This is a genomic window from Mycobacterium sp. 852002-51613_SCH5001154 (assembly GCF_001667425.1).
GTDB lineage: Bacteria > Actinomycetota > Actinomycetes > Mycobacteriales > Mycobacteriaceae > Mycobacterium.
Map to the genome: position 1 here is coordinate 57,511 of NZ_LZII01000045.1, position 24,566 is coordinate 82,076.

A 24,566-nucleotide genomic window follows, 5' to 3' on the forward strand; every position below is an offset into this window, starting at 1 on the left:
GGTTCCCCTAACTAGGTGCAAACCCCCGCGGTTGGGGTCCAGGCGTAGCTGGGGCGTGCCGATGCCACACTTGACGAGCGTCTAACTGATTCGCTGGGGTGTCCACTAAATCAGCGAAACTCACAGGTTATCCGCAGAATTCGGCTCCGGGGCCTAGGTGGCGGGGTGACCTCCCCGGGAGCGGCGAGGGGTAGGATGGGAACGTGCTGGGCGGTCGCACTGCAACCGGGCAGCAATTTATGTTCGCTTAACGCCTTATTTGCTGCCGGATGTGCTCCGAGGCCGGAAAACGCCGCTCGTGGACCTATCCGAAATACGAAAAATGGTCCGTTGGCCGTCGGCAAACCCGTCCTCGGCCAGGCCTGCCGCGCACCGTTGGGGCGAGCCGCCGGCGTGGAGCCCGGGAGTGGACGGGGGTGCGCTGTCCGCCGGTACTCGAACGATGGCCGGCTGGAGAAGTAACGCGATCGAGTTCGCTAGTCCGCTTTTCCGATTCGAGCGCCGGGCCAATTGCTCATGCCGCAAGCAGCATCGCCAGAATTGCGGTATCAGGATGACTGATGGGGTCGACGCCGACGCGGCTCACCATGGAGGTGATGGTGCCGTCGGCTTCCGCTTCCACCCAGGCGGCCCGATGCTCGAGTCCCAGGTATGGCAACCCGGGGAGCAGGACGCATCCCGAGGCCGCCCCGCTGCACTCCGGCAGCGACGGGGTGGTCTCCGAGGGCGGGTGCAACATCAGGAGCGCGGGGGGCTGATGGTCGGCGAAATAGCCTGGCTGAATCGGCGAATCACCGAAGACCGTGCCCTCGGCGAGCACCAGGCCGACGGTGCCCGGCTCGGGTTCCTCGGGCAACTCCTCGCGGGCCCCGAAAACCGTTGTGGTGGAAAGCAATCCGGGTAATGACGCGACCCTGACCGCGACCATGAGCAACTGGGCCCACTCTTTGGTCGAATCGGGCCAACGCCCGGAGATCACGAACCCTTTCAGGGCACCACGAGCATGGAAAGGGGAAACCCCTATCGGGCGGTCAGACCCAGTCTCCATTTTCGACCTCCGCGCGACGCCTCCGTCCGATCAACCACACTGGTAGCTCGAGTAATTCAGCATGCCCGCGGGTCCGGCGCCGTGCAACCCGACACGGCCAGTGGCGCACATGTTTTCGGAATGCCCGGTTCGCGGCCGGACAAACGGCAGGGGCGCCGCGCAAACCGCGCGACGCCCCTGCGATCGAGATGGACTCAGCCGAAGATCAACCCGCCGGTTTTCGACGTCGCGGCTTCGTAGCGCTTCTGCACGTCGGCCCAGTTGACGACGTTCCAGAATGCCTTGACGTAGTCCGCCTTGACGTTCTTGTACTGCAGGTAGAAGGCGTGCTCCCACATGTCGACCTGCAGCAGGGGAATGATGCCGAGGGGGACGTTGGCCTGCTGGTCGTAGAGCTGGAAGGTGAGCAGCCTGCTGCCGAGCGTGTCGTATCCCAGCACTGCCCAGCCCGAACCCTGGAGGCCATTGGCGGCCGCGCTGAACTGGGCGCGGAATTTGTCGAACGACCCGAAGGCGTCATCGATCGCGGCGGCCAGCTCCCCGGTCGGCTTGTCGCCGCCGTCCGGCGACAGGTTCTTCCACCAGATCGAGTGGTTCACGTGGCCGCCGAGGTGGAACGCCAGGTTCTTTTCGTTCAGGAAGATCGCGGCGTGGTCGTCATTGGCGCGTGCCTCTTCCAGTTTGGCAACGGCGTCGTTCACGCCTTTGACGTACGTGGCGTGGTGCTTACTGTGATGGATCTCGTTGATCTGACCCGAGATGTGCGGTTCCAACGCTGCGTAGTCCCAGTCCAGATCGGGCAGGGTGTATTCAGCCACGGCGTTCCTTCCTTCGGTTGTCTTCTTACGCTCATTCGCGGGCCTACCACGCGGCGGCCAGCCGTAGACAACCCTGCTCCATGACTGCGCGGACCGCAAGAAAGACCGCTATGAGCTCCGAAGGCGGATACCCGCTCAGCGTGGGTTCAAGACAGAACGATGAGGGCGAGAACCGCCAGCAGCGCCAGTGCGATCAGCCCGGCGCGCAATGCGGCGACGCTGTAACTGTGATTCCACGCGGGCGAGCCGGAGTACGACTTCGAGGGGGCCGGTGATCCCGGACCGAACGAATGCGTGGCCATTAATCGCCTTTCACCCGCTCCTCACCTCGCGGTAGTGAGGTGAGTCACAAACATTTTGCGCGAAGGCGATCATAGCGCTTCCGGGCGGGCTTGGAAAATGATGGGCTGAGCTGCGTGTTGAGGGCGACCGCGGGAAGGCCGGACCGGCGGCGCGACCTGCAGCCCACCGCGCGATGCTTAGCAAGGCAATCCATTTCGCTCACACGAGGTTTTGGGCTGTCGATGGCATGCCTCCGTGACCGCGTTGTTATCCACAGTGGTGCCACGGCCAACGGGTGAAGCTGTAGTAACGCTTCCCTTACCCACTAAAGCCATGTGGATAAACCTGTGGAAACTGTGGATAGGCCGTAATGGCTGAGTAGATAGCCGACCGGCCCCACTCCGGCCATCGCTGAGTGTCCCGCGGCGCGCATCGGCGCGCGGTTACGCTAGTCCGGTGATCCAGGTGTGCTCCCAATGCGGCACTCGGTGGAACGTGCGCGAGCGGCAACGTGCGTGGTGTCCCCGTTGTCAGGGCGCACTGATGGCGCCCCTGTCGGATGCGCCGGCCCCCGGTCCGGGGTGGAGCGCACCCACCGCCGCGGCGCCGAGCCGACCGTCCGCGGCTCGGGGCTGGCAGCGCACCCCGCCACGGCTACCACCGGGCTTTCGCTGGATAGCGGTGCGTCCCGGCGCCGCGCCGCCCACCCGGCACGCAAGACGTCCCCTCGGCCCCACCCCGCGTTATGCAGTGATGCCGCGCTGGGGCTTGGACGACCGCGTCGGGCAAGCCCCGGCCGCACTCGAAAAGCCCGCGCACGCTGCGCCATCGGCAGCGATGATCCGCACCACGCTGTTCGTGAGCGTGCTCGTCCTCGGCGTCGCCGCCCTCGTCTATGTCGTGCGCTACGTCCTGCTGGTCGTCAACCGGAACACCCTCCTGAACTCGTGGGTCGCCGCCGGGGCGGACTGGCTCGGCATCCTGGCCAGCGTGAGCGCGATCGCGGCGGTGTTCACCTCCGGCGCGGTGCTGATCCGCTGGCTCATCGCGCGGCGCGCCGCCGTGTTCGCCCATCACGGCCTGCCGGAGCCGCGGTCCACCCGGGCATTGTGGGCCGGGTGTGTAGTGCCCTTGGCCAACCTGCTGTGGGCGCCGGTCTACGTCATCGAGCTGGCGATCCTGGAAGAGCACTACACCCGGATACGCCGACCGATCGTCGAGTGGTGGATTGCCTGGGTCGCCAGCTACCTGGCCTCCGTCTTCGCCATGATCACCAGCTTCGCCAGGGACGCCCAAGGCATCGCCAATAACACCATCACGATGGTTTTCGCTTACCTGATCGCGGCGCTCACGGTCGCCGCGGCCGCCAGGGTCTTCGAGGGGTTCGAGCGCAAACCGGTCGAACGCCCCGCGCACCGCTGGGTCGTCGTTGCGGACGCGCCAGCAGCACGTCCGGTTGAGCTCGAGGGTCAGGAAGCGGCAGCATTAGGCGTATGACGTGGGCCGAGGAGGTGCTCGCCGGGCACCCCTTTGTGGTGGCCCACCGCGGCGCGTCAGCCGCGCGACCCGAACACACGCTGGCCGCCTACGACCTCGCCCTCAAAGAGGGCGCCGACGGCGTGGAATGCGACGTGCGCCTGACCCGCGACGGCCACCTGGTGTGCGTACACGACCGCCGGCTGGACCGGACCTCGACCGGGGCCGGCCTGGTCAGCACCATGACCCTCGCCGAGCTGCGTGAGCTCGAGTACGGCGCGTGGCACGACAGCTGGCGCGAAGACGGCACGCACGGCGATACGAGTTTGTTGACGCTGGACGCCCTGGTTTCCCTCGTTCTGGACTGGCATCGGCCGGTGAAGCTCTTCATCGAGACCAAGCACCCGGTGCGGTACGGCTCGCTGGTGGAGACCAAGCTGCTCGCGCTGCTGCAGCGGTTCGGCATCGCCGCGCCCGCCTCCGCCGACCGGTCTCGCGCGGTGGTGATGTCGTTCTCGGCGGCCGCGGTCTGGCGCATCCGGCGAGCCGCGCCGCTGCTTCCGACCGTGCTGCTCGGCAAGACCGCGCGCTACCTGACCAGTGGCGCGGCCACGGCCGTCGGTGCCACCGCCGTCGGCCCGTCGCTGGCGACGTTGAAGGAATATCCCCAGCTCGCGGACCGCGCGATCGCCCAGGGCCGGGCGGTGTACTGCTGGAACGTCGACGAGTACGAAGACCTCGACTTCTGCCGCGACGTCGGGGTGGCCTGGCTTGCCACCCACCACCCGGGTCGCACGAAGGCGTATCTGGAGAACGGCCGCGCGGGCGGTTAGTCCGGCGGAGCGGTGGGCACCGGGGCGTCCGCCGCCAGCGCCTCGAACAGCCGGCTGGCCTCGTCGTGGTTCCACACCACCACCGATCCGGCGTCACCGCTGGTGAACTCCCCGATCGGGACGGTCATGGTGGTGGGCGAGCCGTGCAGCCCCCAGCCGAGGCGGGCCAGGTCCCACACGTGGTCGTCGCGGTCGACGGTCAGGGCGTCGGCGAGTGCGTGCGGCACGGAGTACCAGCGCCAGGGGTTGAGCCACACCGCGGGGCTGGCGGCGGCGTGCAGCAGCGCCGCGACGAACTGCCGCTGATTGACCATCCGGTCCAGATCCGCCCGGGGGGTGTCACGCGTCCTGACGTACCCGAGGGCGTTGCGGCCGTTGAGTTTTTGGCAACCGGCCGGCAGGTCGATGCCGGCCAAAGGGTCGCTGAGCGGCGTCGTCGGGCATACCGTCACCCCGCCCAACGCGTCGACCAGGCCGGCGAATCCGCCGAATCCGATCTCCGCGTAGTGGTCGAGGCGCAGCCCGGTGGCCTGCTCCAGCGTCTGCGCCAGCAGGGGTGCCCCGCCCATCGCGAAGGCGGCGTTGATCTTGTCCTTGCCGTGGCCGCGGATCGGGACGTAGGAGTCGCGCGGTATCGACACCATCGTCACCCGGCCGCCGGACCACAGCTCGGGCAGGTGTACCAGCAGGATGGTGTCGGTGCGGCTGCTGCCGATGTCGCCGCCGGTGGCGAGGTCCTCCTGCTGTTCGGGGCTGAGCCCCTGGCGGCTATCCGAGCCGACGAGCAACCAGTTCGTCCCGCGGCCATGCGCGGGGCGTCCCGGGTAGTCGGCCAGGATCTCGTCGCGGTGCAGCCTGCTGTCGAACCAGACTGCGCCGCAGACGACGCCGATGCCGGCCAGCAGCACGCCGATCACCAGGGCCGACGCGACCGCTCGTATCCAGCGGCGCCAGCCACGGCTGCGGCGCGTGCGCGCGGCGGTGGGCCGCGGCGGAGGTCCGGGCGGTTGACGGGGGCGCGACGGTTCGACGGTGCGAGGCGGCGGGGGTGGAGGCGGCGGTGTTGGCCGACGCAGCGGCGTGGTCTGTTCGGCCGGTGCCGGCCGGGGGGCCCCGCGGCGAATCACCGGTGACGGCTCGGTGCGCGGTTCGGGCCGGTGCGGTGGTCGATCGCCATTCACCCGGTTAACGTACGCGGCCGGGGCCGCCGGACACGACGGGTTGGACTACGGGCGGGCGCGCAGGCCGTTGATGAACGGGCACCCCATCAGCACGCGGATGGCGTGGCTCAGCCCGGTCATGTCGTCCACGGGCTTGTGGAACGGCAGCCGGACGTCGTGGTCGCGGTCCTTGCCTTCGACGCGGAACCGCACGCCGTAGCGATCTAATCCGAGCGGGCGCACCTGCCCCCGGCGCAACGGCGCGGGCAACCGGGACACCAGCCGCGCAACGACGTCGCTGTGCGCGGTGTCCAGATGCCACAGCAGGTTCGACTCGATCTCGCAGAACGGGTCGGGCCGGGCCGCCAGGAGATCCGCCACGCTGACGGGCTCGGCGCCGGTGGCGTCGGTGACGACGACGGATGCGACCTCCAGCCGGACCAGGGTGTAGCGAGCTTCCTGCCCGTCGGACGGCACGCACCGCGGGGTGTCGACCTGAAGCAATGCGGGGTGCGGCCACTCGGCGGCGATCAGGTCGACCGTCTCGGCGACCTCGGCCGGGTGGAATTCGTGCAACTGCCCGCGCACCCACACCAGCGAGCGCACCGGCTCCCGCAGCGGAAGGGGTGCGTAGTCGGTCAACTCCAGGAGCGCCTGCGATCCGGCGACGGCGCCCTCCGGTCGGTCTTCGCGCTCACTGGGGATCGCCAGCGCGAACGACCCGTCGGGCAGCAGGTGATGCACGGGCGTCACGACGGGGTCCTGGCGCGCGGGCGCGGACTCCAGTGCCAGGAGCGCGCCGCCGGCTCGGACACAGGCGCTGCGGATACGTTCGGCCGTCGTCGGGGCGGGGCAGGTCAGGGATAACACCGTTCTCCTTAGATTAGGTAAGCCTAAGTTAACTTAGATGGCGAGGCGCCGCAAGAGCGGTTTGGCGGCGGTCGCCGCTAGGGTTGGGGCGTGGTCCGCATCGCTTATCTCGGCCCGGAAGGGACGTTCACCGAAGCGGCGCTGTTGCAGATCACGGCCGCCGGTCCGGTCCCAGGACAGGGGCCCGACGAGGTCCGGCGACTGCCCATCGACAGCACCGCCGCGGCGCTGGACGCGGTGCGCGACGGCGGCGCCGAATACGCCTGCGTCCCGATCGAGAACTCGATCGACGGGTCGGTGACGCCCACGCTCGACAGCTTGGCCATCGGTTCGCCCCTGCAAGTCTTCGCCGAGACAACCCTGGATGTCGCGTTCACGATCGTCGTCAAACCCGGCCGCACCGCCGCCGACGTGCGCAGCCTGGCGGCCTTCCCCGTGGCAGCGGCGCAGGTGCGGCGGTGGGTCGCAGCCAACCTGCCCGAGGCCGAGCCCCGGCCGGCGTATTCCAATGCCGACGCTGCGCGGCAGGTGGCCGAGGGACAGGCCGACGCCGCGGTGACCTCGCCCCTGGCCGCTACCCGCTGGGGCCTTGCCGCGCTGGCCGAGGGGGTGGTCGACGAGCCCAACGCCCGCACGCGCTTCCTCCTGGTGGGCCTGCCAGGCCCGCCGACGCCCCGCACCGGGGCGGACCGGACGGCGGTGGTTTTACGGATCGACAATGCCCCGGGTGCCTTGTTGGGCGCGCTCACCGAATTCGGAATCCGCGGCATCGACCTGACGCGGATCGAATCTCGGCCGACCCGTACCGCGCTGGGCACCTATGTCTTCTTCGCCGACTGCGTGGGCCACATCGACGACGACGCCGTCGCCGAGGCACTTAAAGCGCTGCACCGTCGTTGTGCCGATGTGCGATACCTGGGATCTTGGCCGACCGGCTCGCCCGCCGGGGTGTTGCCGCCACCGGCCGACGAGGCGGCCCGCTGGCTGGCGCGGCTACGAGAAGGAAAACCGGAAACGGCGGCCGGGGGAATCGAGCTGTGACCGGCCGGCTGGTGCTTTTGCGACACGGCCAGTCGTACGGCAACGTCGAACGCAGGCTGGACACCCGGCCGCCGGGGGCGGAGCTGACGCCGCTGGGCCGCGACCAAGCCCGCGCCTTTGCGCGCGGTGCGGGACGGCCCGGGCTGCTGGCGCACTCGGTGGCGATCCGCGCGTCGCAGACGGCCGGTGTCATCGGCGGCGAGCTCGAGATGGCCGCCGTCGAAGTGAGCGGCATTCACGAGGTCCAGGTCGGTGGCCTGGAAAACCGCAACGACGACGACGCGGTCGCGGAATTCAACGCGATCTACGAGCAGTGGCATCACGGTGATCTCGACGTTCCGTTGCCCGGCGGAGAAACCGGCAACGACGTGTTGGGTCGCTACGTGCCGGTGCTCACCGACCTGCGCCTGCGCTACCTCGACGACCACGACTGGACGGGCGACATCGTCGTCGTGAGCCATGGTGCGGCGATTCGACTGGCCGCCGCCGTGTTAGCGGGCGTGGATGCCGGCTTCGCGCTGGACAACCACCTGGACAACGCCGAATCGGTGGTGTTGGCCCCGATCACCGACGGGCGGTGGAGCTGCGTGCGATGGGGGACCCTGACGCCGCCGTTCTACCCCGAGCCCGAGGCCAGTCCCGTCGCGGACGCGGTGCACTCGAGCACCGACCCGATGGGCTGACGGCCGGTCAAACGGCCAGCGCGACCGCTTCGAAGCACTCGCAGCCGATGGCGTCGCAGTCGATCACGAAGGCGTGCGGCAACAGCTCAGGGCTGAAGCAATCCGGCTCCGTGCACTCCGAGCGGCGCAGGGAATGGCGAATGATGGTGCCGTGACAGTGATCTAAGCCTGCCCGGCAGTCGCGGCAGTCAGCACTCATAACCCGTTCATAGCACCGGTGGCGGACAAATCCGGGATGCCGCGCCCATAAATCCGGCGCGGCTGACAGGCCGTCAGGTCCAGCCCAGTTCTTCCAGCCGGTCGTCGTCGATGCCGAAGTGGTGGGCGACCTCGTGGATCACCGTGATCGCCACCTCCTCGACGACGTCGTCCTCGGAATCGCAGACGTCCAGCAGCGCCTCGCGGTAGATGGTGATGGCGTCGGGCAGCGATCCGGCGTAGTCCGAGTCGCGCTCGGTGAGGGCGACCCCTTCGTACAGCCCGAGCAGTCCGCCGTCCTCGGGGTGGCGGTCGTCGACCAGCACCACAACGTTGTCCATCGCCGCCGCCAGCTGAGGCGGGATCAGGTCGAGCGCGTCGGACACCAGTTCGTCGAACCGCTGGGGATCCATCCGCGCGGGCACGCGGCTAGCCCCCGGCTGGCGGCGCGGGCGGCGCCTCCGGCGCCGGGTTGGCCGGCGGTGGCGCCCCGCCGTCCGCCGGTGGCGGGGCCTGCGGCGGCGCCCCGGCGTCCGCCGGGGGTGGGGGCTGCGGTGCCTGGGGAGCCGGGGTGTCCGAGGCGGGCGCCTGGGGCGCTACCGCCGGCTGCTGACCCGGGAGGTGCTGATTGTTTGGCGGGATCTCCGGGGGCGCGCTGGCCTGGCTCTGCGGAGCCTGGGCCGGCACCTGGAGCGGTATCGGCGGCATGGTGAGCCGCTCTTCGGGAATGTCGGGCGGCGGCACCGGCGGCTGACCGTTGATGAGCAGCTGGCCCTTTGCGCTGTTGACCAGGGTGGCCCAGCCGCCGTTGCCCAAGGTCGCGCCGATGCTGCAGGCGACTTCGCGGCTGCCGGCCGTCCAGCTGGCCAAGGGCACGGTGGGATAGATCAGCGTCAGGGTGGTGGTGCGCAGCTTGACCGGCGCCAGGTAGGCGTCCGTCATCTTGGTGCACAGATCCTTGATGTACCCGTCCTGGTCGGGCTCCGCGGGCAGCGCGCCGGGGAACTTCTCGGCCAGGTTGACCGTGCCGGTCACCTCCATCGCGTGCGGCGCCGCACACTCGACCGGCGCATCGACCGGCTGGTTGGTCGTCGAGTCGATGCCCAGGCAGGTGCCGGCCGGCCAGACCTTGGACTGGTCAACCTCGGCGACCTTGCCCTTGAAGGCTTGTTGCTGGTTGTTGGGGCCGGGCAGCTGGAGCCCGCACAACATGCGGCGCTCGCCGGACTGGCGCCACGCCCGGTCGCCGGGCCACAGCAGGCTGACGGTGAACTTGCTGTTGGGATCGAACTTGGGGCCCAGGTAGTTGCGCACGGCGGACTCGCACTGCTCCTGGGTGATCTGCTGAATGCGGGCGGGCGAGGGGGGAGCGGCGTTGGGGCCGTACTCGGCGCCCGGGAACGTCCGCATGTCAATGGATTCGGCGACTTCGAACTTGTGGGCGTCGGCGCAGTTGACGATCTTCGCCGACTCCGGGGTGGCGTCCGGCCAGATCAGGCAGTCACCGCTGGAGGCCTTGTTGAAGGCGGCGTCGCTCTTGCTCCCGGTGGTGGGCACCGGGTTGCCGTCGAGATAACCGGACAGCCGCCCCGCGCCGGTGCCGCTTACCGGCAGCGCGGTGACCAGCCCGGCGATCAACAGGCCGCCCAGCGCGGTCAGCAACAGGGCGCGCCGAGTCGCCTGGGCCTGCAGACTGCGTGGCCACCGGAAGCCGGGTTGCGGCTGTTCCGGCTCGGCGGAGGGGGCATCGGACTCCGGGGCTTCCGGAAGGTCCGTCTCGGGCGCTGGCGACATCGGCTCCATTCTGACAGGAGCGGCTGTGGAGTGTGACAAAAGTTACGGATGTGAGTCCTGGGACCTGGCGGGGTGGGTGCACCGCGCAGTGTGCAGTGCCGGTGAAAGTAGTCTCAGGGCCGTGATCGACCTCAAGCTGCTCCGCGAAAACCCCGACGTCGTACGCCGGTCACAGACCAGCCGGGGCGAGGATCCCACCTTGGTCGACACGCTGCTGGCGGCCGATGCCGCCCGCCGGGCGGCGATCTCGTCGGCCGATGCGTTGCGCGCCGAACAGAAGTCGGCCAGCAAGAGCGTCGGCGCCGCGTCCCCCGAGGAGCGCCCCGCCAAGCTGGCGCGCGCCAAGGAGTTGGCCGAGCAGGTGAAGGCCGCCGAGACCGAGCAAGCCGAGGCCGAGGCGGCGTTCACCGCCGCACACATGACGATCTCCAACGTCGTCATCGACGGGGTGCCTGCCGGTGGGGAGGACCAATACCGCGTGCTGGAGGTGGTGGGCGAGCCCGCTCAGCTGCAAGACCCGAAGGACCACCTCGAGCTCGGCGAGTCGCTGGGGCTGATCGACATGCAACGCGGCGCCAAGGTATCCGGCTCGCGCTTCTACTTCCTGACCGGACGGGGCGCCCTGTTGCAGCTCGGGCTGCTGCAGCTCGCGCTGCGCCTGGCCGTCGACAACGGCTTCATCCCGATGATCCCGCCGGTGCTCGTGCGCCCCGAGGTGATGGCCGGCACCGGGTTCCTGGGCTCCCACGCCGACGAGATCTACCGGGTCGAGGCCGACGACCTCTACCTGGTCGGCACCTCCGAGGTGCCGCTGGCCGGCTACCACGCCGACGAGATCCTGGACCTGTCCGGCGGACCGCTGCGCTACGCGGGGTGGTCGTCGTGCTTCCGGCGGGAGGCCGGCAGCTACGGCAAGGACACCCGGGGCATCATCCGGGTGCATCAGTTCGACAAGGTCGAAGGCTTCGTCTACTGCACGCCCGCCGAAGCCGAGGCCGAACACGAACGGCTGCTGGGCTGGCAGCGCGAGATGCTGGCCCAGATCGAGGTGCCGTATCGGGTGATCGACGTCGCGGCAGGGGATCTCGGGTCCTCGGCCGCCCGCAAATTCGACTGCGAGGCATGGGTTCCCACGCAGGGCACCTACCGCGAGCTGACCTCGACGTCCAACTGCACCACCTTCCAGGCGCGCCGGCTCGCGACGCGCTACCGCGACGACAACGGCAAGCCGCAGACCGCGGCCACCCTCAACGGCACGCTGGGCACCACCCGGTGGCTGGTGGCGATCCTGGAGAACCACCAGCAGGCCGACGGCAGCGTGCGCGTGCCCGACGCGCTGGTGCCCTTCGTCGGCACCGAGCTGCTCGAGCCGATCAGCTAGCTAGCGCGCCTTCGTCAGCCGGCCCGGGGTGTGACCGAAGGCGCGCCGGTAGGTGTCGATGAAGGCACTTGTTGTGGCCCAACCGCATTCGGCTGCCACCGACGTGACGTCGTGCCGCTCGGCGAGCAGCACCAAGGCGCGCTGCAGGCGGAGCTGGGTGCGCCATTGCGGAAAGGTCATCGCCAGCTCGTCGCTGAACAGTCGGGTCAGGGTGCGTTGGCTGACGCCGATCCGCCGGCCGATCTGCGGCAGCGTTAACGGCGCGGCCAGGTTGTCGGCGATCAACGCGCACGCTTCGCGCAGCCTGCCGTCGACGGGCGTGGGAATCCACAGCGGCTCGCCGGCACTGGTCGCCCGCAACTGATCGTGCAGTACGGCCAGCATCCGGTGGTGCTCGTCGCTGTCGGTCCGATCAGTCTGCGAACACGCGATGATGAGTTCCCGCATCAACGGGTTGACCGCCAGCACGGCGGGGGCCGCCGGCCCGCGGCGATAGCGACGGGGATCCAATGCGACGCCGTGAAACTGCGTGGGGCCGTGGAATTTATGTTCGTGCCAGCAGCCCGCCGGGATCCAGATCGCCCGGTTCGCCGGCGTGATCCAGGTGCCGGCCGGGGTGGTGACCGAGACCGCGCCTGAGGACGGGTAGACCACTTGGTGCAAGGGATGCCGATGCCGATCGATCCGGGCCCCCGGCGGCAGCGCCAGCGATGATGTCGCCGGCCCGTGATGGCTGATTTCCGACATAAGTCGGCAGGATATCGGAAGTGCGCCGTCCTCTGGTGCGCCTAACGTCGCGGTTATGGGAATGAATCTTCTGCACCGGCGGCGGTGTAACTCGGCGGCCTGGGAGAAGGCGGTGGCGGGGCAGCTGTTGCCCTGGGCGTTGGACGGCGTCGAATTGGGTTCGCGGACTTTGGAAATCGGCCCGGGATACGGGGCGACGACGCGCGCCCTGCTGGACAGGGCCGATTCGCTCACCGCCGTCGAGGTCGACGCCGCGATGGCCGACCGCCTTGAGCGCCGCTACGGCGATCGGGCCCGCATCATCCACGGCGACGGCGCGGACACCGGGCTGCCCGCCGATCACTTCACCTCGGTGGTGTGCTTCACCATGCTGCACCACGTGCCCAGCGCCGAATTGCAGGACCGGCTCTTCGCGGAGGCGTTCCGGGTGCTGCGGCCGGGCGGGGTGTTCGCCGGCAGCGACGGTGTCCCGTCGCTGTCCTTCCGGCTGCTGCACATCGCCGACACCTACAACCCGATCGCGCCCGATGATCTGGGCGCGCGGTTGCGCAACGCGGGATTCGCCGATGTCCAGATCCACCCCTTAGGTGGGCGGCAACGGTGGCGCGCCGTCAAACCGACCTGAAAGTAGGGCTGCCCGCCTCGAGCGGGACCCGGGCGGAACGCGCGGTGAAACTGATCGCGTGATACCAGCCGCACAGCATCGTGAGGTCGAGGATCTGGCTTTCGTCGAATTCGGCGCGCAGCGCCGTCCAGAGGGCATCGTCGATGTCTCGACGGTCGTAGAGCGAATCCACGGCGCGGACGAGTAGGCGATCTCGCTCGGCCGTCCAGCACGGATCGTCGGCTCCGCCGTGGGTCAGGGAGTGGACCTGCGCGCGATCCAGACGGGCCTTGTCCGCGAAAAACGCGACGTGCACGCCCCATTCGTACTCGCAGTCGCAGCGAGCGCAGGTGCGGTCGATCACGATCTCGCGGTCGCGAAGGGACAGCGACAACGCGCGGCTCAGCTCGTAACCGCCCCAGAGCGTCATGGCCTCGGCCATCGGCATGTTGCGCACCACGACGCGAAACAGGGCGATGGGCGGCACGTCCGGCGGCATCATCTTCTGCAGTAGGGCCGCCACCGCGGCGTCGTACGGCGGGTCGAGGGCGTCGATGCGAGGCGTTACTATTTCCGTAACCATGGACAAGAAAGCTACGTTACGGAATCCGAAACGTCAATCGGTGGCTCGACCGGGGCGCCCCGTGCGGGGGTCGACGACCGGGCGGCCGCTCATGGCGGCCCTCGATCTCCTCGGGCGGCGCTGGTCGCTGCGGATCCTGTGGGAGCTTCGCGACGGTCCGTTGGGGGCGAGGTCGTTGCGGGAGCGCTGCGACGGGATGTCTCCCAGCGTCTTGTATGACCGTCTCGGCGAACTGTCGGGCGCGGGCCTGGTCGTCCAGCGCGACGACCAGTCTTACGAGCTCAGCGAGGTCGGCCGGTCGCTGGGCGAGGCGCTCGATCCCCTCGACCAGTGGGCCCGGCGCTGGGCGGACGGAAACTAGGCGTCGACCGTCTCGCGGGATTGCTCGTGCCGGCGCTGCCGCTCCATGGTGGCGAAGTAGAACGCGAACGCGAACGCGAAGCTGGTGAAGAGGCTGGAGACGAAGTACAGCCACGGGTGCTTGAGCCCACGGCGGTAGCCGTCCACGATCGTAAACAGCGGCAACAGAATCACATTCGCGATCGTGTAGTCCTGGCTGGCGGAGTCCGCGGCCGGATTGGTGAACATCAGCTTGATGTATTCGGCCCAGCTCCCGTGCTCGCCCCACAGCGGATTGGTGGAGCCGTGCGAGTACTGCTGGACGTAGGTGACGTTGAAATACCAGCCCAGCGCGACCGAAGCGATGCCGACGACGTAATACACGCATTCGAGCGGGGAAAACAACGGCCCGCCGGCGGGCCGGGCGAAGACCTTCGAGTTCGAGGCGACGATCCAGCCGATGACACTGAGCCCGAGAACTGCATGCACAAGAAGCGAGACCATGGCCGCAGTCTCACCCCAGAGCCGAAGTTTTGTCAATACTGACAAAAGATGGCTGAGGTACCGTACTTGCATGGTCCGGCCGGCGCAGACGGTGCGCAGCGAGCGCACCCGGGAGGCGTTGATCCAGGCCGCCCTGGTGCGATTCCTGGCCCAGGGTGTCGAAGAGACCTCGGCCGAGCAGATCGCGGCGGACGCCGGGGTCTCGCTTCGGACCTTCTATCGCCATTTCAAGTCCAAGCACGATCTGTTGTTTGCCGACTACACCGGACTGAACTGGTTTCGTGCCGCGCTAGATGCCCGGCCCGCCGATGAGCCGATCATCGACTCGGTGCAATCGGCCGTCTTCTCGTTCCCGTATGACGTTGAGGCCGTCACCAAAATAGCCGCGTTGCGGGGTGGGGAGCTTGATCCCGGCCGCATCGTTCGGCACATGCAGGAAGTCGAGGCCGACTTCGCCGGCGTCATTCAGGCGCAGCTGCACCGGCGTAGCTGCGCGGCGAGCGGGACGCTGGATGGGCGGTTGCGCGCGGCGGTGATCGCACGGTGCATCGCGGCGGGAGTTTTCGGCGCGATGGAGTTCTGGATGCTGGGCGAGGATCGGTCGCTGGGCGAGCTGGCGCGGATGTGCCACGCGGCGCTGGAATCGCTGAGGGCCGGCATCGCCGACGCCTGGGTCGCCGAGACGGGATAAAGTTTCGTCATAATTGACAAAACTTTGCGACCGTGCCAGCCTCCATTGCTGGAGGGCAGGACATGACTGAATATGACGCGATAGTTATCGGTGCCGGGCACAACGGTCTGGCCGCGGCGGTGCTGCTGCAGAAGGCCGGACTGCGGACGGTGTGTCTGGATTCCAAGCTGTACGCCGGCGGGATGGCTTCCACCGTGGAGCTTTTCGACGGGTACCGGTTCGAGATCGCGGGCTCCGTGCAATTTCCCACTTCGAAGGTGGTGGTCGACGAGCTCGGCCTGGACACCCTGCCGACGATCGACCTGGACGTGATGTCGGTTGCGGTGCGCGGCGTCGGTGACGATCCGCTGATCCAGTACAGCGACCCCATCAAGTTGTTCACCCACCTCAACGAGGTGCACGGGGCGGACGCCGTCAACGGGATGGCGGGGCTGATGGCCTGGAGCCAGGCGCCCACCCGGGCGCTGGGCCGCTTCGAAGCCGGAACGGAGCCCAAGACCTACGACGAGATGTATGCCTGCGCGACAAACGAATTCGAACGGTCGGCCATCGACGACATGCTGTTCGGTTCGGTCACCGACGTGCTGGACCGCTACCTTCCGGATCGCGAGAAGCACGGCGCGCTGCGCGGCTCGATGACCGTGCTCGCCGTCAACACCCTCTATCGCGGACCCGCCACGCCGGGCAGCGCGGCCGCGCTGGCGTTCGGGCTGGGCGTCCCCGACGGCGACACCATGCAGATGAAGAAGCTGCGCGGCGGCATTGGGGCGCTCACCTCCCACTTGGGTGAGCTGCTTGAGAGCCACGGCGGCGAGGTCCGGCTGCGGACCAAGGTGACCGAGATCCTCGTCGAGGACGGGCGGGTGAGGGGGGTGCGCACCGAGGGCGGCGAGACGTTGACGGCCCCGATCGTCGTCTCCGGCATCGCGCCCGACACCACCCTCAACGACCTGATCGACCCGGCCCTGCTGCCCGGCGACATCCGGGAGCGGTATGCCCGCACCGATCACCGCGGCAGTTACCTGCAGATGCACTTCGCGCTCGAGGAAGCGCCGGAATTCGCCGCACCCTACGAGGCGCTCAACGACCCCGCGATGCAGGCGTCGATAGGCCTGTTCTGCACGCCGGAGGAGGTGCAGCAGCAGTGGGAGGATTGCCGGCGCGGCATCGTCCCGGCCGACCCGACGGTGGTGTTGCAGATACCCACGCAGAACGACCCGGACCTGGCACCCGCGGGCAAACACGCCGCGTCGGCGTTCGCGTTGTGGTTCCCGATCGAGGGTGGTGCCGACTATGGCGACGCGAAGGTCGAAATGGGCCAGCGGGTGATCGACAAGATCACCCGGTTGGCGCCCAACTTCGAACGCAGCATCATCCGGCACACCACCTTCACGCCCAAGCACATGGGCGTGATGTTCGGCGCGCCCGGCGGCGACTACTGCCACGGACTGCTCAACCCGAACCAGATCGGGCCGAACCGGCCCGGCCCGAAGGGATTTCGGGGTCAGCCGATTCCGATCGAGGGTCTGTACCTGGGCAGCGCGGGCTGTCACGGCGGACCCGGCATCACGTTCATCCCCGGGTACAACGCGGCCCGGCAGGCGCTCGCCGAGCGCGCCACCTAGGGACGGCTGTTCACACCGGCTCTCATGGCCGATCGAAAAGCTGTAGGTGGGCCGCTAACGCGCAGCGAGGTTGATCAGCCCGAGGACGAGCATGAAACAGCCCCCGGCCGCCGCCAAGAGGGCGATGTCGCGGTGGCCGCGGGATCGCAGCCAGTTCTGCAGCCCGGCCATGACGGCACGCGTGCGCTGCGGCGACGCCAGATATCCGACCAGCGGGATCTCGGCCACGGCGAACGCCACCACGTTGAAGGCGACCAACGCCTGCACCTGCGCGGCCGGCGCGGCGTGCGCGGCGAGGATGGCGGCCATCGAGCCCATGTAGTTCGCCGACGGCAACGACGCCCCAACGCCGCTGACCGCTGCCACAGCTAGGGAGTCACCGCGCAAGAAGATTCGCGCGCTTTCGGCCAGCCGCCGCCGTCCGCTCGGTGCCGACCCTTCGTCGAGGGCAACGTCACCGCTGCGGCCGATTACCGCATCCGCCGGTGCTGGGTGGACATGGACAACCCTGCGTCGCACAACATTGGTCGCCAACACGACGGCAACGAGCAAAGCGGCGAGCCCGGATGCGATCTGGACGTCCGCCACGCTGAAGTGGCCAACGACCGGCGCGGCACGGAGGACGAACAGCACCACCAGACCCGCGCCGACGCCCATGGCGAAGCCACCACACAAGAACGCGAGCATTTGCATGAGCGGGCGCCGCCTGCTGAGCAGCAGGACCACCAGACCGACGCGGATCGGTTCGAAGATCACCGAGCCGGCCAGCACCAGCACAGTGATCCACATGCTGGGCAACCGTACCGCAGCCAGCTCGGCCCCTGACTCAAACTCGCCCAGTCGTCCTGGCGTATGCCGGGGTCGCCGACGGCAGTCGCAGCCGGACTTTTGCGCACTCGCGCGCGACGCTAACCGCGCTGACCTAGCAGCTCATCCAGGAGTGCGGTGAACTCTTCCGGTCGCGCCGGCGTGAAGGCGGGGCTGGGCCGGACGCCGGGCACGTCCAGCGTGACCAAGGTCGACTTGAACGGCCGGCTCACGTCCAGCGGCAGCCAGCGACGCAAGTCCGAGCTGCCCCAGATCCGGAACCGATTTGTGAGCAGGCCCAGCCCTTCGGCCTTGTATCCACGAATCGACTCCAGCGCAATCACTTTCGACGTTCCGGAAGGAAAGTGATAGCGGCGCAGCGTGATCGCCGCGCGGTCCAACTGAACCAACCCGTCGTCGTAAGACCGGCCTGGGCTTTCGTTCATGCTCGCGAACTTCGCAGTTGGTGACCCCGCGCGGTCAGGCACCGCCCGTCGTCCAATCGCCACTGCCAGCCATGCAGGTTGCAGGTCAACGTATCGCCCTCCACCACACCGAATTTCGACAGGTCGGCCTTGAGATGGGGGCAGCGGCGCTGAATTTCCCAGCCGTCCAGCGTGACCGATGACGAATCGTCGTGCGTCTCGGCGAACCAGCCGTCGGCGTAGGCGATCCGTTCGTCGGTCAGGCACTTGAAGAACGTGTACAGGTATTCGTTGTAGCCGCCGACGCGCCACGCCCTGAATCGGGTGGACAGGAAGATGGTGTTCACCCAGTCCGGCTCCCGATCCCGCAGTACGGTGCGGACCAACTCCGGCGCGATGGCGAAACCGTAGCGCACCTTCTCATCGGGAATCCGTTCGCGCACGGCGCGTTTCGGGAAGTCGAGCACGACAGTCTCCGGGCCGATCACCAATTCGACGGGATAGCCGATGCCGTCGCAGATCTCGTCGCTCTGGGACATGATCGGTTCGAACAGCGCACGTAGCGGCTCGAGCAGTGGTTCCCCGGTGGCGGGCGCCCAGCTCGCGCGCTCGGCGGCCACGACCGGCGCCATCCGTTCGGCGTAGTCGGCGATGTAGGCCCGCTTCCCGGTGGTGAAGATCGCCTCGACCTGATCGTCGGGCAGCGGATGGCGCAGCGCATTCAGGGTGGTGCCGGTGAAGTCCGCGGTCGAGCCGGGGATCATCAGCAGGCCGCCGTCGCTCCCGTGGGTGCGCATCTGGTCGAGGAACACCATCTGGTCCGGAAAGATGTTGGCCGCATCGCCGTGGTCGTCGTTGAGATGACGCAAATCCGGGTCCAGAAAGCACGGCGGCCCGGCCGACGGGATGACCCACGTCGCGCCCACCTGGGCGATGTACTGGCGGGCGCGGTCCATCTGCCGCTGCCGCTTCTGGACACCGAACGACTCCTTGGCGCGGGCCGGCATGTCGTACACCATCGGGTACCAGATCGCGCCGGAGTACTGCAGCATATGCACGTCGATGTGTCCGAAAGCCGAGCTCAGCATGTCGAGATCGACCGGCCGGGCGTCGTTCATGTTGAACGCGGTCGTCACGCCGTCGGAAACCACCAGCGCCGAGTCACCGAGCGGGCCGTCGGCCGGCGCCCGCAGGGCGATGATCATCACATCGAGGTCGCCCTTGGGGCCGCTGACCCGGTGCTTGACCGAGTTGCTGGTCTCGAAGAACCGGTAGAAACCCAGCTCCTGCAACGCGTTTCGCAGGTCCGGCACCGGGAAGTCGGGCAGCAGCACCACCGCGTCTTTGTTGACGTGCTCGAGAAGATTCTTGGCGTCGAAGTGGTCCTTGTGCAGGTGCGACACGTAGAGGTAGTCGCAGTCCCCCAGCCGGTCCCAGTCCAGGCCGCTGTTGTCGGGGAACGGAAACCAGGACGCGAAGTACGCGGGATTGACCCAGGGGTCGCAAAGAATGCTGCCCGCGGACGTCTCGATCAGAAATCCGGCGTGACCTACGCTTGTGACCTGCACAAACACCTTCCTGGGGCCGCTCAAGGGACCTGCGCGGCCCGCGGCCGGGTAACGGCTTTTTCAGCCTCCGAGCTTAGCGCGGGACGGCGTCTCGGTTTTCGGCACTTCGGCTGACTCAAGGGCTGACTCACAGCCGGGAGCATTAGGCTGATCAGCTGTGGAACCGGTATACGGGACTGTCATTCAACTTGCCCGCTTGATATGGCGCATACAGGGTCTCAAGATCACGGTCACGGGCGCCGAAAACCTGCCCAAGAGCGGGGGAGCGGTCATCGCCATCAACCACACCGGCTACCTCGATTTCACGTTCGCGGGGCTGCCCGCCTACCAGCAAGGTCTGGGCCGCAAGGTGCGCTTCATGGCCAAGCAGGAAGTGTTCGACCACAAGATCACCGGGCCGCTCATGCGCAGCCTGCGGCACATCTCCGTGAACCGGCAGAACGGGGCCGCCTCCTACGAGGAAGCGGTCCGGAACCTCAAGGACGGCGAGTTGGTCGGCGTCTACCCGGAAGCCACGATCAGCCGCAGCTTCGAGATCAAGGAATTCAAGTCGGGTGCGGCGCGGATGGCCGTCGAAGCCGGGGTGCCCATCGTTCCGGTGATCGTCTGGGGCGCGCAGCGCGTCTGGACCAAGGGGCACCCCAAGAAGCTGTTCCGTCCCAAGGTGCCCATCATGGTCGTCGTCGGTGAACCGATCGAACCGACGCTGGGCGTCGAGGAATTGAAGGGGCTGCTGCACTCGCGGATGCAACATCTGCTGGAGCGGGCCCAGGAAATGTATGGGCCGCACCCGGCGGGTGAGTTCTGGGTGCCGCGCCGGTTGGGCGGCAGTGCCCCATCGCTGGCCGAAGCTGCCCGGATGGACGCCGAGGAGGCGGCCGCTCGCGCGGCGCGCCGGGCCGGATCCGCGGGAGCGCCGGAGTAGCGATCGATGGTGGAACCGGTCTTCCGCGCGCTCGAGATCCTGGCTCGGCTGACGGTTCTGGCCACCGACACCCGGATCTCCTACGCCGGCGAGGAGAACATCCCCGACTCCGGTGGTGCCGTGATCGCGATCAACCACACCAGCTATGTCGACTTTCTGCCCGCCGCGCTGGCCGTGTATCGCCGGCGCCGCCGGCTCAGGTTCATGATCAAGGCCGAGATGCAGCAGGTGAAGATCGTCAACTTCCTGATCAAGCACACCCGGACCATTCCGGTGGACCGCGGTGCTGGCGCGGGCGCCTACGCGCTGGCGGTGCAGCGGCTGCGCGAGGGCGAGCTGGTCGGGGTGTATCCGGAGGCCACCATCAGCCGCAGTTTCGAGCTCAAGGAGTTCAAAACGGGCGCCGCCCGCATGGCCGTCGACGCGGACGTTCCGATCGTCCCGATCATCGTCTGGGGTGCGCACCGGATCTGGACCAAAGACCACCCGCGCACACTGGGCCGCACCAAGGTACCGATTAAAGTGCAGGTGGGCGCGCCGGTCACGGCGGCCGAAGACATCGCGCGGACCGACGCCGCCCTGCGCGAGTCGATGACCGCGCTGCTACACCAGGTGCAGGAGCGCTATCCGCACGAACCGGGTGCGTACTGGACGCCGCACCGGCTGGGCGGTGGGGCACCGACCATGGCGGAGGCTGCTCGGATGGAGGCGGACGAGGCCGCGGCCCGGGCCGCCGGTCGTGATGGACGATCGTCGCGGTAGGCGAAGGAGGACACATGCCTGAGGGCTTTTACCGGTTGTGCGAATGGGTCGTCCCGCCCATGGTCGCGATGCAGGGAACCAAGTTCACCTATCGCGGGCTGGAGAACATTCCGCAGTCGGGCGGTGCACTGCTGGCGCAGAACCACACCAGCTACCTGGACTGGCTGCCGACGCTGCTTGCCGTGCGTGAGCGGCGCCGGCGCGCCTACTTCATGATCAAGGCGGAAATGGCCGACGTGAAGGCGGTCAACTACGTCATCAACCACGCCAGGCTGATCCCGGTGGACCGCACTAACGGGCACGACGCGCTCGAGCTGGCCACGCGGCGCCTGCGGGACGGCGAGCTAATCGGGATGCACCCTGAAGCCACGATCAGCCGCAGTTTCGAGCTTCGGGAATTCAAGAGAGGTGCGGCCCGGATGGCGCTGGACGCCCAGGTGCCGATCGTTCCGGTCATCGTCTGGGGTGCCCATCGGATCTGGCCCAAGGATCATCCGAAGAAGGTGTGGCGCAACAAGGTTCCGATCACCGTCGCGGCAGGGCGGCCGTTGCCGCCGCACGGCACACCCGAGCAGCTCAACGCGGCGCTGCGCGAGGCGATGAACGCGCTGTTGTACCGGGTGCAGGAGGAGTACCCGCACCCCGAGGGCGAGTTCTGGGTGCCTCGGCGGCTCGGCGGCGCCGCGCCCACCCAGGATGATTCCCGGGCGATCCGCCTGTCGGAGTTGCAGGCGCGAATGCAGAAATACGGCACCGACGGCGTGACCCGTCCGGGGCAGGAGCAGAGCGGAGTGCATTGATCAGACCGGCGAGCCGCGAACGCGGAACCGTCAGATGACTTTGCCGGCGCTCATCGCCTGTGACGTCGACGGCACCCTGTTCGACGACAACGAAACCATCACTCCGCGCACCCGCGACGCCGTGCGTGCCGCCACCGCCGCCGGCGCGACGTTCGTCGTGGCGACGGGCCGGCCGCCGCGCTGGATACGTCCCGTCGTGGATGCGCTCGGCTTCGCGCCGATCGCGGTGTGCGCCAACGGTGCCGTCATCTATGACCCCGCGGCCGACCGGGTGCTGTCGGCGCGCACGCTGCCCGTGGACATGCTGGCCGAACTGGCGGAGCTCGCGACGCGCGTCATCCCGGGGGCCGGCCTGGCCGTCGAGCGAATCGGTGAACGCGCCCACGACACGGCGACCCCGCAGTTCATCAGCTCGCCCGGCTACGAACATGCCTGGCTGAACCCGGACAACACCGAGGTGTCGATCGAGGACCTGCTGAGCGCGCCGGCGATCAAGCTGCTCATCCGCCGAAGCGGCGCCCGCAGCGCCGATATGGCCGCCGCACTGGCCAGGCATGTCGGCATCGAGGGCGATATCACCTACTCCACCAACAACGGCCTGGTGGAAATCGTGCCGTTGGGCACCAGCAAGGCCACCGGTGTGGACGAGATCGCCAGGCCCCTGCAGATCGCCAGCGAAGAGGTGGTGGCGTTCGGCGACATGCCCAACGACCTACCGATGCTGCGCTGGGCCGGTCATGGCGTGGCGATGGGCAACGCCCATCCCGACGTGCTGAGTGCGGCCGACGAGGTCACCGCAGGCAACAATGACGACGGGGTGGGGCGCGTGCTGGAACGCTGGTGGCTCTGAGCGGGCTTTTCGGCTAAGTGGCGGAGGGGTGCGCCGGCAGCGAGAAGTGTTCGGGCGCGACGGTCGGACCGCTCGGGGACTCCGTCGACAGTGGCGTGGTGATGCCTTCCGCGACCTCGGTGACGTTGCCGGTCAGCCGATCGTAGTTAAGGGTTCCGTGCTGAAAGTTCTGCGTAATCCGTAGCGGCTCTTGAATTTCGGCGCTCGTCGGCAAGCCGAGCGGACCGCGTTCGTAGCTCAGCGAGGCCCAGGCGTCGTAGATCGCGCCGGTGATCGGCTGGGCGCCGGTTTCGGGCGACCAGTACATCGCTCCCCTGGCGAATGTGACGTACCGGGCGTCACCCTCCGCGCTGTCCTCCGGTGAGGTCGGCGCTCCCAGCGCGCTGTTCATGCCGCCCATCGCCTGCCAGTGGTCGTAAATCGCGCCGCCCTGCAGGGCCTTGATCAATTCCTCCGGCGGATCGTTGAAATGCGAAGCGATGTCGCGTACTTCGTCCATGAGCGCGTAGGCGGCGTTGCCCGGGCAGTCGGTGTTGCCGACGTCGCGGTGGGTGAAGATCGTGGGCAGCGTCGCGACGGAACCGGCCGGGTAGGTGGTGTAGTGGCTACCCGCCGACTCCAACGCCACGGTGCCCTTGGGGTCGACGCCGTCCAGGCCCAGCCGCCAGCCCAGCAGCCGGCCCAGGGTGCGCAGCTGGATCGGCGTCGGCGGTACGTCGTCGAAGTTGCCGATCATCGCCACACCCCAGGTGTTGCGGTTGAAGCCGCCGGTGTGGAAGGCCTCGACCGCTTTGGTGAGCCCCCCGGCGCTGCCCTCGAACACCTGGCCGTACTTGTCGACCAGGGCGTTGTAGGCGATGTCGCACCAGCCCAGGGTCTTGCTGTGATAGGTGTAGATGGCCTTGACGATCCCGGCCGATTCCAGCGGGGAGTAGTCGTTGCTGCCCGCGGTGTGGTGCACCACCCCGGCGCGAATCCCGTTGTCGTACTGCGGACTACCGCAACGCAGCGACTCGTCGGCGCCCCATTGCGCCCGGCTGATGATGGCCGGGGCTTGGCCGGGCATCAAGACCCCCGACGGTGGCGTCCACTGCGTTTCCGACGGCGCTTGCGGCGGGGAGATCAGGACGGCTGAGATGTTCTGCCCGAACGGTTGTTCCCGGGACGCAGGCTTGTAGCCGAGGCCGGTCTCGTTGGGCGGCGCGGGCGGCGGTTGGGTCACCGGCGCATCGATGGGACGGGTGACCGCGATCTGGACGGTGGTGGTGGTGCCGACGAACACCGGGTCGGTTCCGCGCGGTCCCTCGAGGGACCCGGCCGGCGTCGCGCCGTCGGGCGCCGCGGTTTCGTACTCGGTCTGGTACCAGGGCCCCCACGAACCGTCGAGACGCTTCGCTCGGACCCGGGTTGACGTGCCGGCCAGGTCGCCGGTGAGCGCCACTAGGGAAAACGGGGTGCTCTGCCCGATCTCGCGAACCGTGACGCCGCCGCCCAGCCCGACCAGCGGTTGTTCGGCCAGTTGGGTGCCGTGGGCCGGCGGCGGGCCGGCCGTGCGGCGGTCGCGCGTCGTGTCCGCCACCCAGGACACGATGACGACGGTCGCCGCGATGGCGGTGAGCAACGTCGTCGGCCCGCGACTAGGAGACACCAGGCGATGTTACTTGTGTTTCTAATGTTAATGATGAGACGACACGAACCGGGGCGGCGCGAATCTGCACGAAAATCGACGGCACCGCAGAAGAATCTGCGGTG

Annotated in this window: 27 protein-coding genes and 1 pseudogene; 13 read left to right on the forward strand and 15 right to left on the reverse strand. The window is 68.2% G+C overall.

The window, feature by feature from the left end; translation table 11 throughout:
• Positions 1 to 514 precede the first annotated feature (514 nt).
• The 3 genes from A5750_RS11930 to A5750_RS26095 form a co-directional block, all read right to left on the reverse strand.
• Positions 515 to 1,048, reverse strand: coding sequence for a peptidase (locus A5750_RS11930; RefSeq protein WP_066953512.1), 534 nt, complete (start codon positions 1,046 to 1,048; stop codon positions 515 to 517).
• A 194-nt stretch (positions 1,049 to 1,242) separates the two neighbouring features.
• A complete protein-coding gene (locus A5750_RS11935) occupies positions 1,243 to 1,866 on the reverse strand; it encodes a superoxide dismutase (RefSeq protein ID WP_066953511.1) in 624 nt (207 codons plus the stop codon).
• Positions 1,867 to 2,012: 146 nt separating this feature from the next.
• Positions 2,013 to 2,168: a hypothetical protein gene (locus tag A5750_RS26095; RefSeq protein ID WP_167385587.1), complete on the reverse strand. Its 156-nt coding sequence runs from the start codon at positions 2,166 to 2,168 to the stop codon at positions 2,013 to 2,015.
• 436 nt (positions 2,169 to 2,604) lie between these two features.
• Between A5750_RS26095 and A5750_RS11940 the strand changes: the two genes are divergently transcribed.
• Positions 2,605 to 3,645 (forward strand): DUF4328 domain-containing protein, encoded by a 1,041-nt coding sequence (locus A5750_RS11940; protein WP_082948313.1) that lies wholly within the window; start codon positions 2,605 to 2,607, stop codon positions 3,643 to 3,645.
• The gene (locus A5750_RS11945; protein ID WP_066953509.1) at positions 3,642 to 4,457 is read left to right on the forward strand and encodes a glycerophosphodiester phosphodiesterase; all 816 of its coding nucleotides are present in this window, start codon (positions 3,642 to 3,644) and stop codon (positions 4,455 to 4,457) included. Before A5750_RS11940 ends, A5750_RS11945 begins: the two co-directional genes overlap by 4 nt.
• Here A5750_RS11945 and A5750_RS11950 read toward each other — a convergent pair.
• Positions 4,454 to 5,638 (reverse strand): LCP family protein, encoded by a 1,185-nt coding sequence (locus tag A5750_RS11950; RefSeq protein ID WP_067263019.1) that lies wholly within the window; start codon positions 5,636 to 5,638, stop codon positions 4,454 to 4,456. The genes A5750_RS11945 and A5750_RS11950 overlap by 4 nt on opposite strands.
• Positions 5,639 to 5,683: 45 nt before the next feature.
• Positions 5,684 to 6,487 carry a DUF2470 domain-containing protein gene (locus tag A5750_RS11955; protein ID WP_067263022.1) on the reverse strand — a complete coding sequence of 268 codons (804 nt, stop codon included), beginning with the start codon at positions 6,485 to 6,487 and terminating at the stop codon, positions 5,684 to 5,686.
• Positions 6,488 to 6,577: 90 nt separating this feature from the next.
• Here A5750_RS11955 and pheA point away from each other — a divergent pair, with 90 nt between their 5' ends.
• Positions 6,578 to 7,528 carry a prephenate dehydratase gene (pheA, locus tag A5750_RS11960; RefSeq protein ID WP_067263024.1) on the forward strand — a complete coding sequence of 317 codons (951 nt, stop codon included), beginning with the start codon at positions 6,578 to 6,580 and terminating at the stop codon, positions 7,526 to 7,528.
• Complete coding sequence (locus A5750_RS11965) at positions 7,525 to 8,211, forward strand: histidine phosphatase family protein (protein WP_066953501.1); 687 nt, start codon at positions 7,525 to 7,527, stop codon at positions 8,209 to 8,211. Before pheA ends, A5750_RS11965 begins: the two co-directional genes overlap by 4 nt.
• Positions 8,212 to 8,218: 7 nt before the next feature.
• Here A5750_RS11965 and A5750_RS11970 read toward each other — a convergent pair whose 3' ends face one another.
• The 3 genes and pseudogenes from A5750_RS11970 to A5750_RS11980 all read right to left on the reverse strand — a co-directional run bounded on the left by A5750_RS11970 (position 8,219) and on the right by A5750_RS11980 (position 10,212).
• Positions 8,219 to 8,410: a hypothetical protein gene (locus A5750_RS11970; protein ID WP_067263026.1), complete on the reverse strand. Its 192-nt coding sequence runs from the start codon at positions 8,408 to 8,410 to the stop codon at positions 8,219 to 8,221.
• Positions 8,407 to 8,834 (reverse strand): annotated as a pseudogene (locus tag A5750_RS11975) (metallopeptidase family protein). The gene A5750_RS11970 and the pseudogene A5750_RS11975 overlap by 4 nt, the downstream one beginning before the upstream one ends.
• Before the next feature lie 4 nt (positions 8,835 to 8,838).
• Positions 8,839 to 10,212 (reverse strand): septum formation family protein, encoded by a 1,374-nt coding sequence (locus tag A5750_RS11980; protein ID WP_067263032.1) that lies wholly within the window; start codon positions 10,210 to 10,212, stop codon positions 8,839 to 8,841.
• A 112-nt stretch (positions 10,213 to 10,324) separates the two neighbouring features.
• Between A5750_RS11980 and serS the strand changes: the two genes are divergently transcribed.
• Positions 10,325 to 11,584: a serine--tRNA ligase gene (serS, locus tag A5750_RS11985; protein WP_067263035.1), complete on the forward strand. Its 1,260-nt coding sequence runs from the start codon at positions 10,325 to 10,327 to the stop codon at positions 11,582 to 11,584.
• Here the strand turns inward: serS and A5750_RS11990 are convergent, their stop codons facing one another.
• Positions 11,585 to 12,331: a helix-turn-helix transcriptional regulator gene (locus A5750_RS11990; protein ID WP_066953490.1), complete on the reverse strand. Its 747-nt coding sequence runs from the start codon at positions 12,329 to 12,331 to the stop codon at positions 11,585 to 11,587. It lies immediately after the preceding gene.
• 55 nt (positions 12,332 to 12,386) lie between these two features.
• On the opposite strand from A5750_RS11990, the gene A5750_RS11995 reads away from it, so the two are divergent.
• Entirely contained in the window at positions 12,387 to 12,956 is a 570-nt protein-coding gene (locus tag A5750_RS11995) for a class I SAM-dependent methyltransferase (protein ID WP_066953488.1), read from the forward strand.
• Here A5750_RS11995 and A5750_RS12000 read toward each other — a convergent pair.
• Positions 12,943 to 13,518 (reverse strand): carboxymuconolactone decarboxylase family protein, encoded by a 576-nt coding sequence (locus A5750_RS12000; RefSeq protein WP_066953486.1) that lies wholly within the window; start codon positions 13,516 to 13,518, stop codon positions 12,943 to 12,945. The two genes, A5750_RS11995 and A5750_RS12000, sit on opposite strands and share 14 nt — an antisense overlap.
• Before the next feature lie 40 nt (positions 13,519 to 13,558).
• Here A5750_RS12000 and A5750_RS12005 point away from each other — a divergent pair, with 40 nt between their 5' ends.
• Positions 13,559 to 13,879 carry a helix-turn-helix domain-containing protein gene (locus tag A5750_RS12005; protein WP_231989177.1) on the forward strand — a complete coding sequence of 107 codons (321 nt, stop codon included), beginning with the start codon at positions 13,559 to 13,561 and terminating at the stop codon, positions 13,877 to 13,879.
• Here the strand turns inward: A5750_RS12005 and A5750_RS12010 are convergent.
• Entirely contained in the window at positions 13,876 to 14,361 is a 486-nt protein-coding gene (locus A5750_RS12010; protein ID WP_066953482.1) for a DUF2834 domain-containing protein, read from the reverse strand. The genes A5750_RS12005 and A5750_RS12010 overlap by 4 nt on opposite strands.
• A gap of 70 nt (positions 14,362 to 14,431) precedes the next feature.
• On the opposite strand from A5750_RS12010, the gene A5750_RS12015 reads away from it, so the two are divergent.
• Together A5750_RS12015 and A5750_RS12020 are read left to right on the forward strand one after the other, a co-directional pair.
• Positions 14,432 to 15,052, forward strand: coding sequence for a TetR/AcrR family transcriptional regulator (locus A5750_RS12015; protein WP_067263038.1), 621 nt, complete (start codon positions 14,432 to 14,434; stop codon positions 15,050 to 15,052).
• A 62-nt stretch (positions 15,053 to 15,114) separates the two neighbouring features.
• Positions 15,115 to 16,677 (forward strand): NAD(P)/FAD-dependent oxidoreductase, encoded by a 1,563-nt coding sequence (locus tag A5750_RS12020; protein WP_067263041.1) that lies wholly within the window; start codon positions 15,115 to 15,117, stop codon positions 16,675 to 16,677.
• Positions 16,678 to 16,731: 54 nt separating this feature from the next.
• Here A5750_RS12020 and A5750_RS12025 read toward each other — a convergent pair whose 3' ends face one another.
• The 3 genes from A5750_RS12025 to A5750_RS12035 form a co-directional block, all read right to left on the reverse strand.
• The gene (locus tag A5750_RS12025; RefSeq protein ID WP_067263044.1) at positions 16,732 to 17,466 is read right to left on the reverse strand and encodes a GAP family protein; all 735 of its coding nucleotides are present in this window, start codon (positions 17,464 to 17,466) and stop codon (positions 16,732 to 16,734) included.
• A gap of 119 nt (positions 17,467 to 17,585) precedes the next feature.
• The gene (locus A5750_RS12030; protein ID WP_066953474.1) at positions 17,586 to 17,930 is read right to left on the reverse strand and encodes a hypothetical protein; all 345 of its coding nucleotides are present in this window, start codon (positions 17,928 to 17,930) and stop codon (positions 17,586 to 17,588) included.
• Positions 17,927 to 19,477: an MBL fold metallo-hydrolase gene (locus A5750_RS12035; RefSeq protein WP_067263126.1), complete on the reverse strand. Its 1,551-nt coding sequence runs from the start codon at positions 19,475 to 19,477 to the stop codon at positions 17,927 to 17,929. Before A5750_RS12035 ends, A5750_RS12030 begins: the two co-directional genes overlap by 4 nt.
• A 157-nt stretch (positions 19,478 to 19,634) precedes the next feature.
• Between A5750_RS12035 and A5750_RS12040 the strand changes: the two genes are divergently transcribed.
• The 4 genes from A5750_RS12040 to A5750_RS12055 are packed head-to-tail and all read left to right on the forward strand — an operon-like array spanning position 19,635 to position 22,814.
• Complete coding sequence (locus A5750_RS12040) at positions 19,635 to 20,402, forward strand: 1-acyl-sn-glycerol-3-phosphate acyltransferase (protein WP_066953472.1); 768 nt, start codon at positions 19,635 to 19,637, stop codon at positions 20,400 to 20,402.
• 6 nt (positions 20,403 to 20,408) lie between these two features.
• Positions 20,409 to 21,164 carry a 1-acyl-sn-glycerol-3-phosphate acyltransferase gene (locus tag A5750_RS12045; RefSeq protein WP_067263047.1) on the forward strand — a complete coding sequence of 252 codons (756 nt, stop codon included), beginning with the start codon at positions 20,409 to 20,411 and terminating at the stop codon, positions 21,162 to 21,164.
• A gap of 14 nt (positions 21,165 to 21,178) precedes the next feature.
• Entirely contained in the window at positions 21,179 to 21,964 is a 786-nt protein-coding gene (locus A5750_RS12050) for a 1-acyl-sn-glycerol-3-phosphate acyltransferase (protein ID WP_067263050.1), read from the forward strand.
• 34 nt (positions 21,965 to 21,998) lie between these two features.
• On the forward strand, positions 21,999 to 22,814 hold the full coding sequence (locus A5750_RS12055) for a Cof-type HAD-IIB family hydrolase (RefSeq protein WP_066953466.1): 816 nt from the start codon (positions 21,999 to 22,001) through the stop codon (positions 22,812 to 22,814).
• Positions 22,815 to 22,827: 13 nt separating this feature from the next.
• Here the strand turns inward: A5750_RS12055 and A5750_RS12060 are convergent, their stop codons facing one another.
• Positions 22,828 to 24,462: an LGFP repeat-containing protein gene (locus A5750_RS12060; protein WP_197505416.1), complete on the reverse strand. Its 1,635-nt coding sequence runs from the start codon at positions 24,460 to 24,462 to the stop codon at positions 22,828 to 22,830.
• Positions 24,463 to 24,566: the final 104 nt, after the last annotated feature.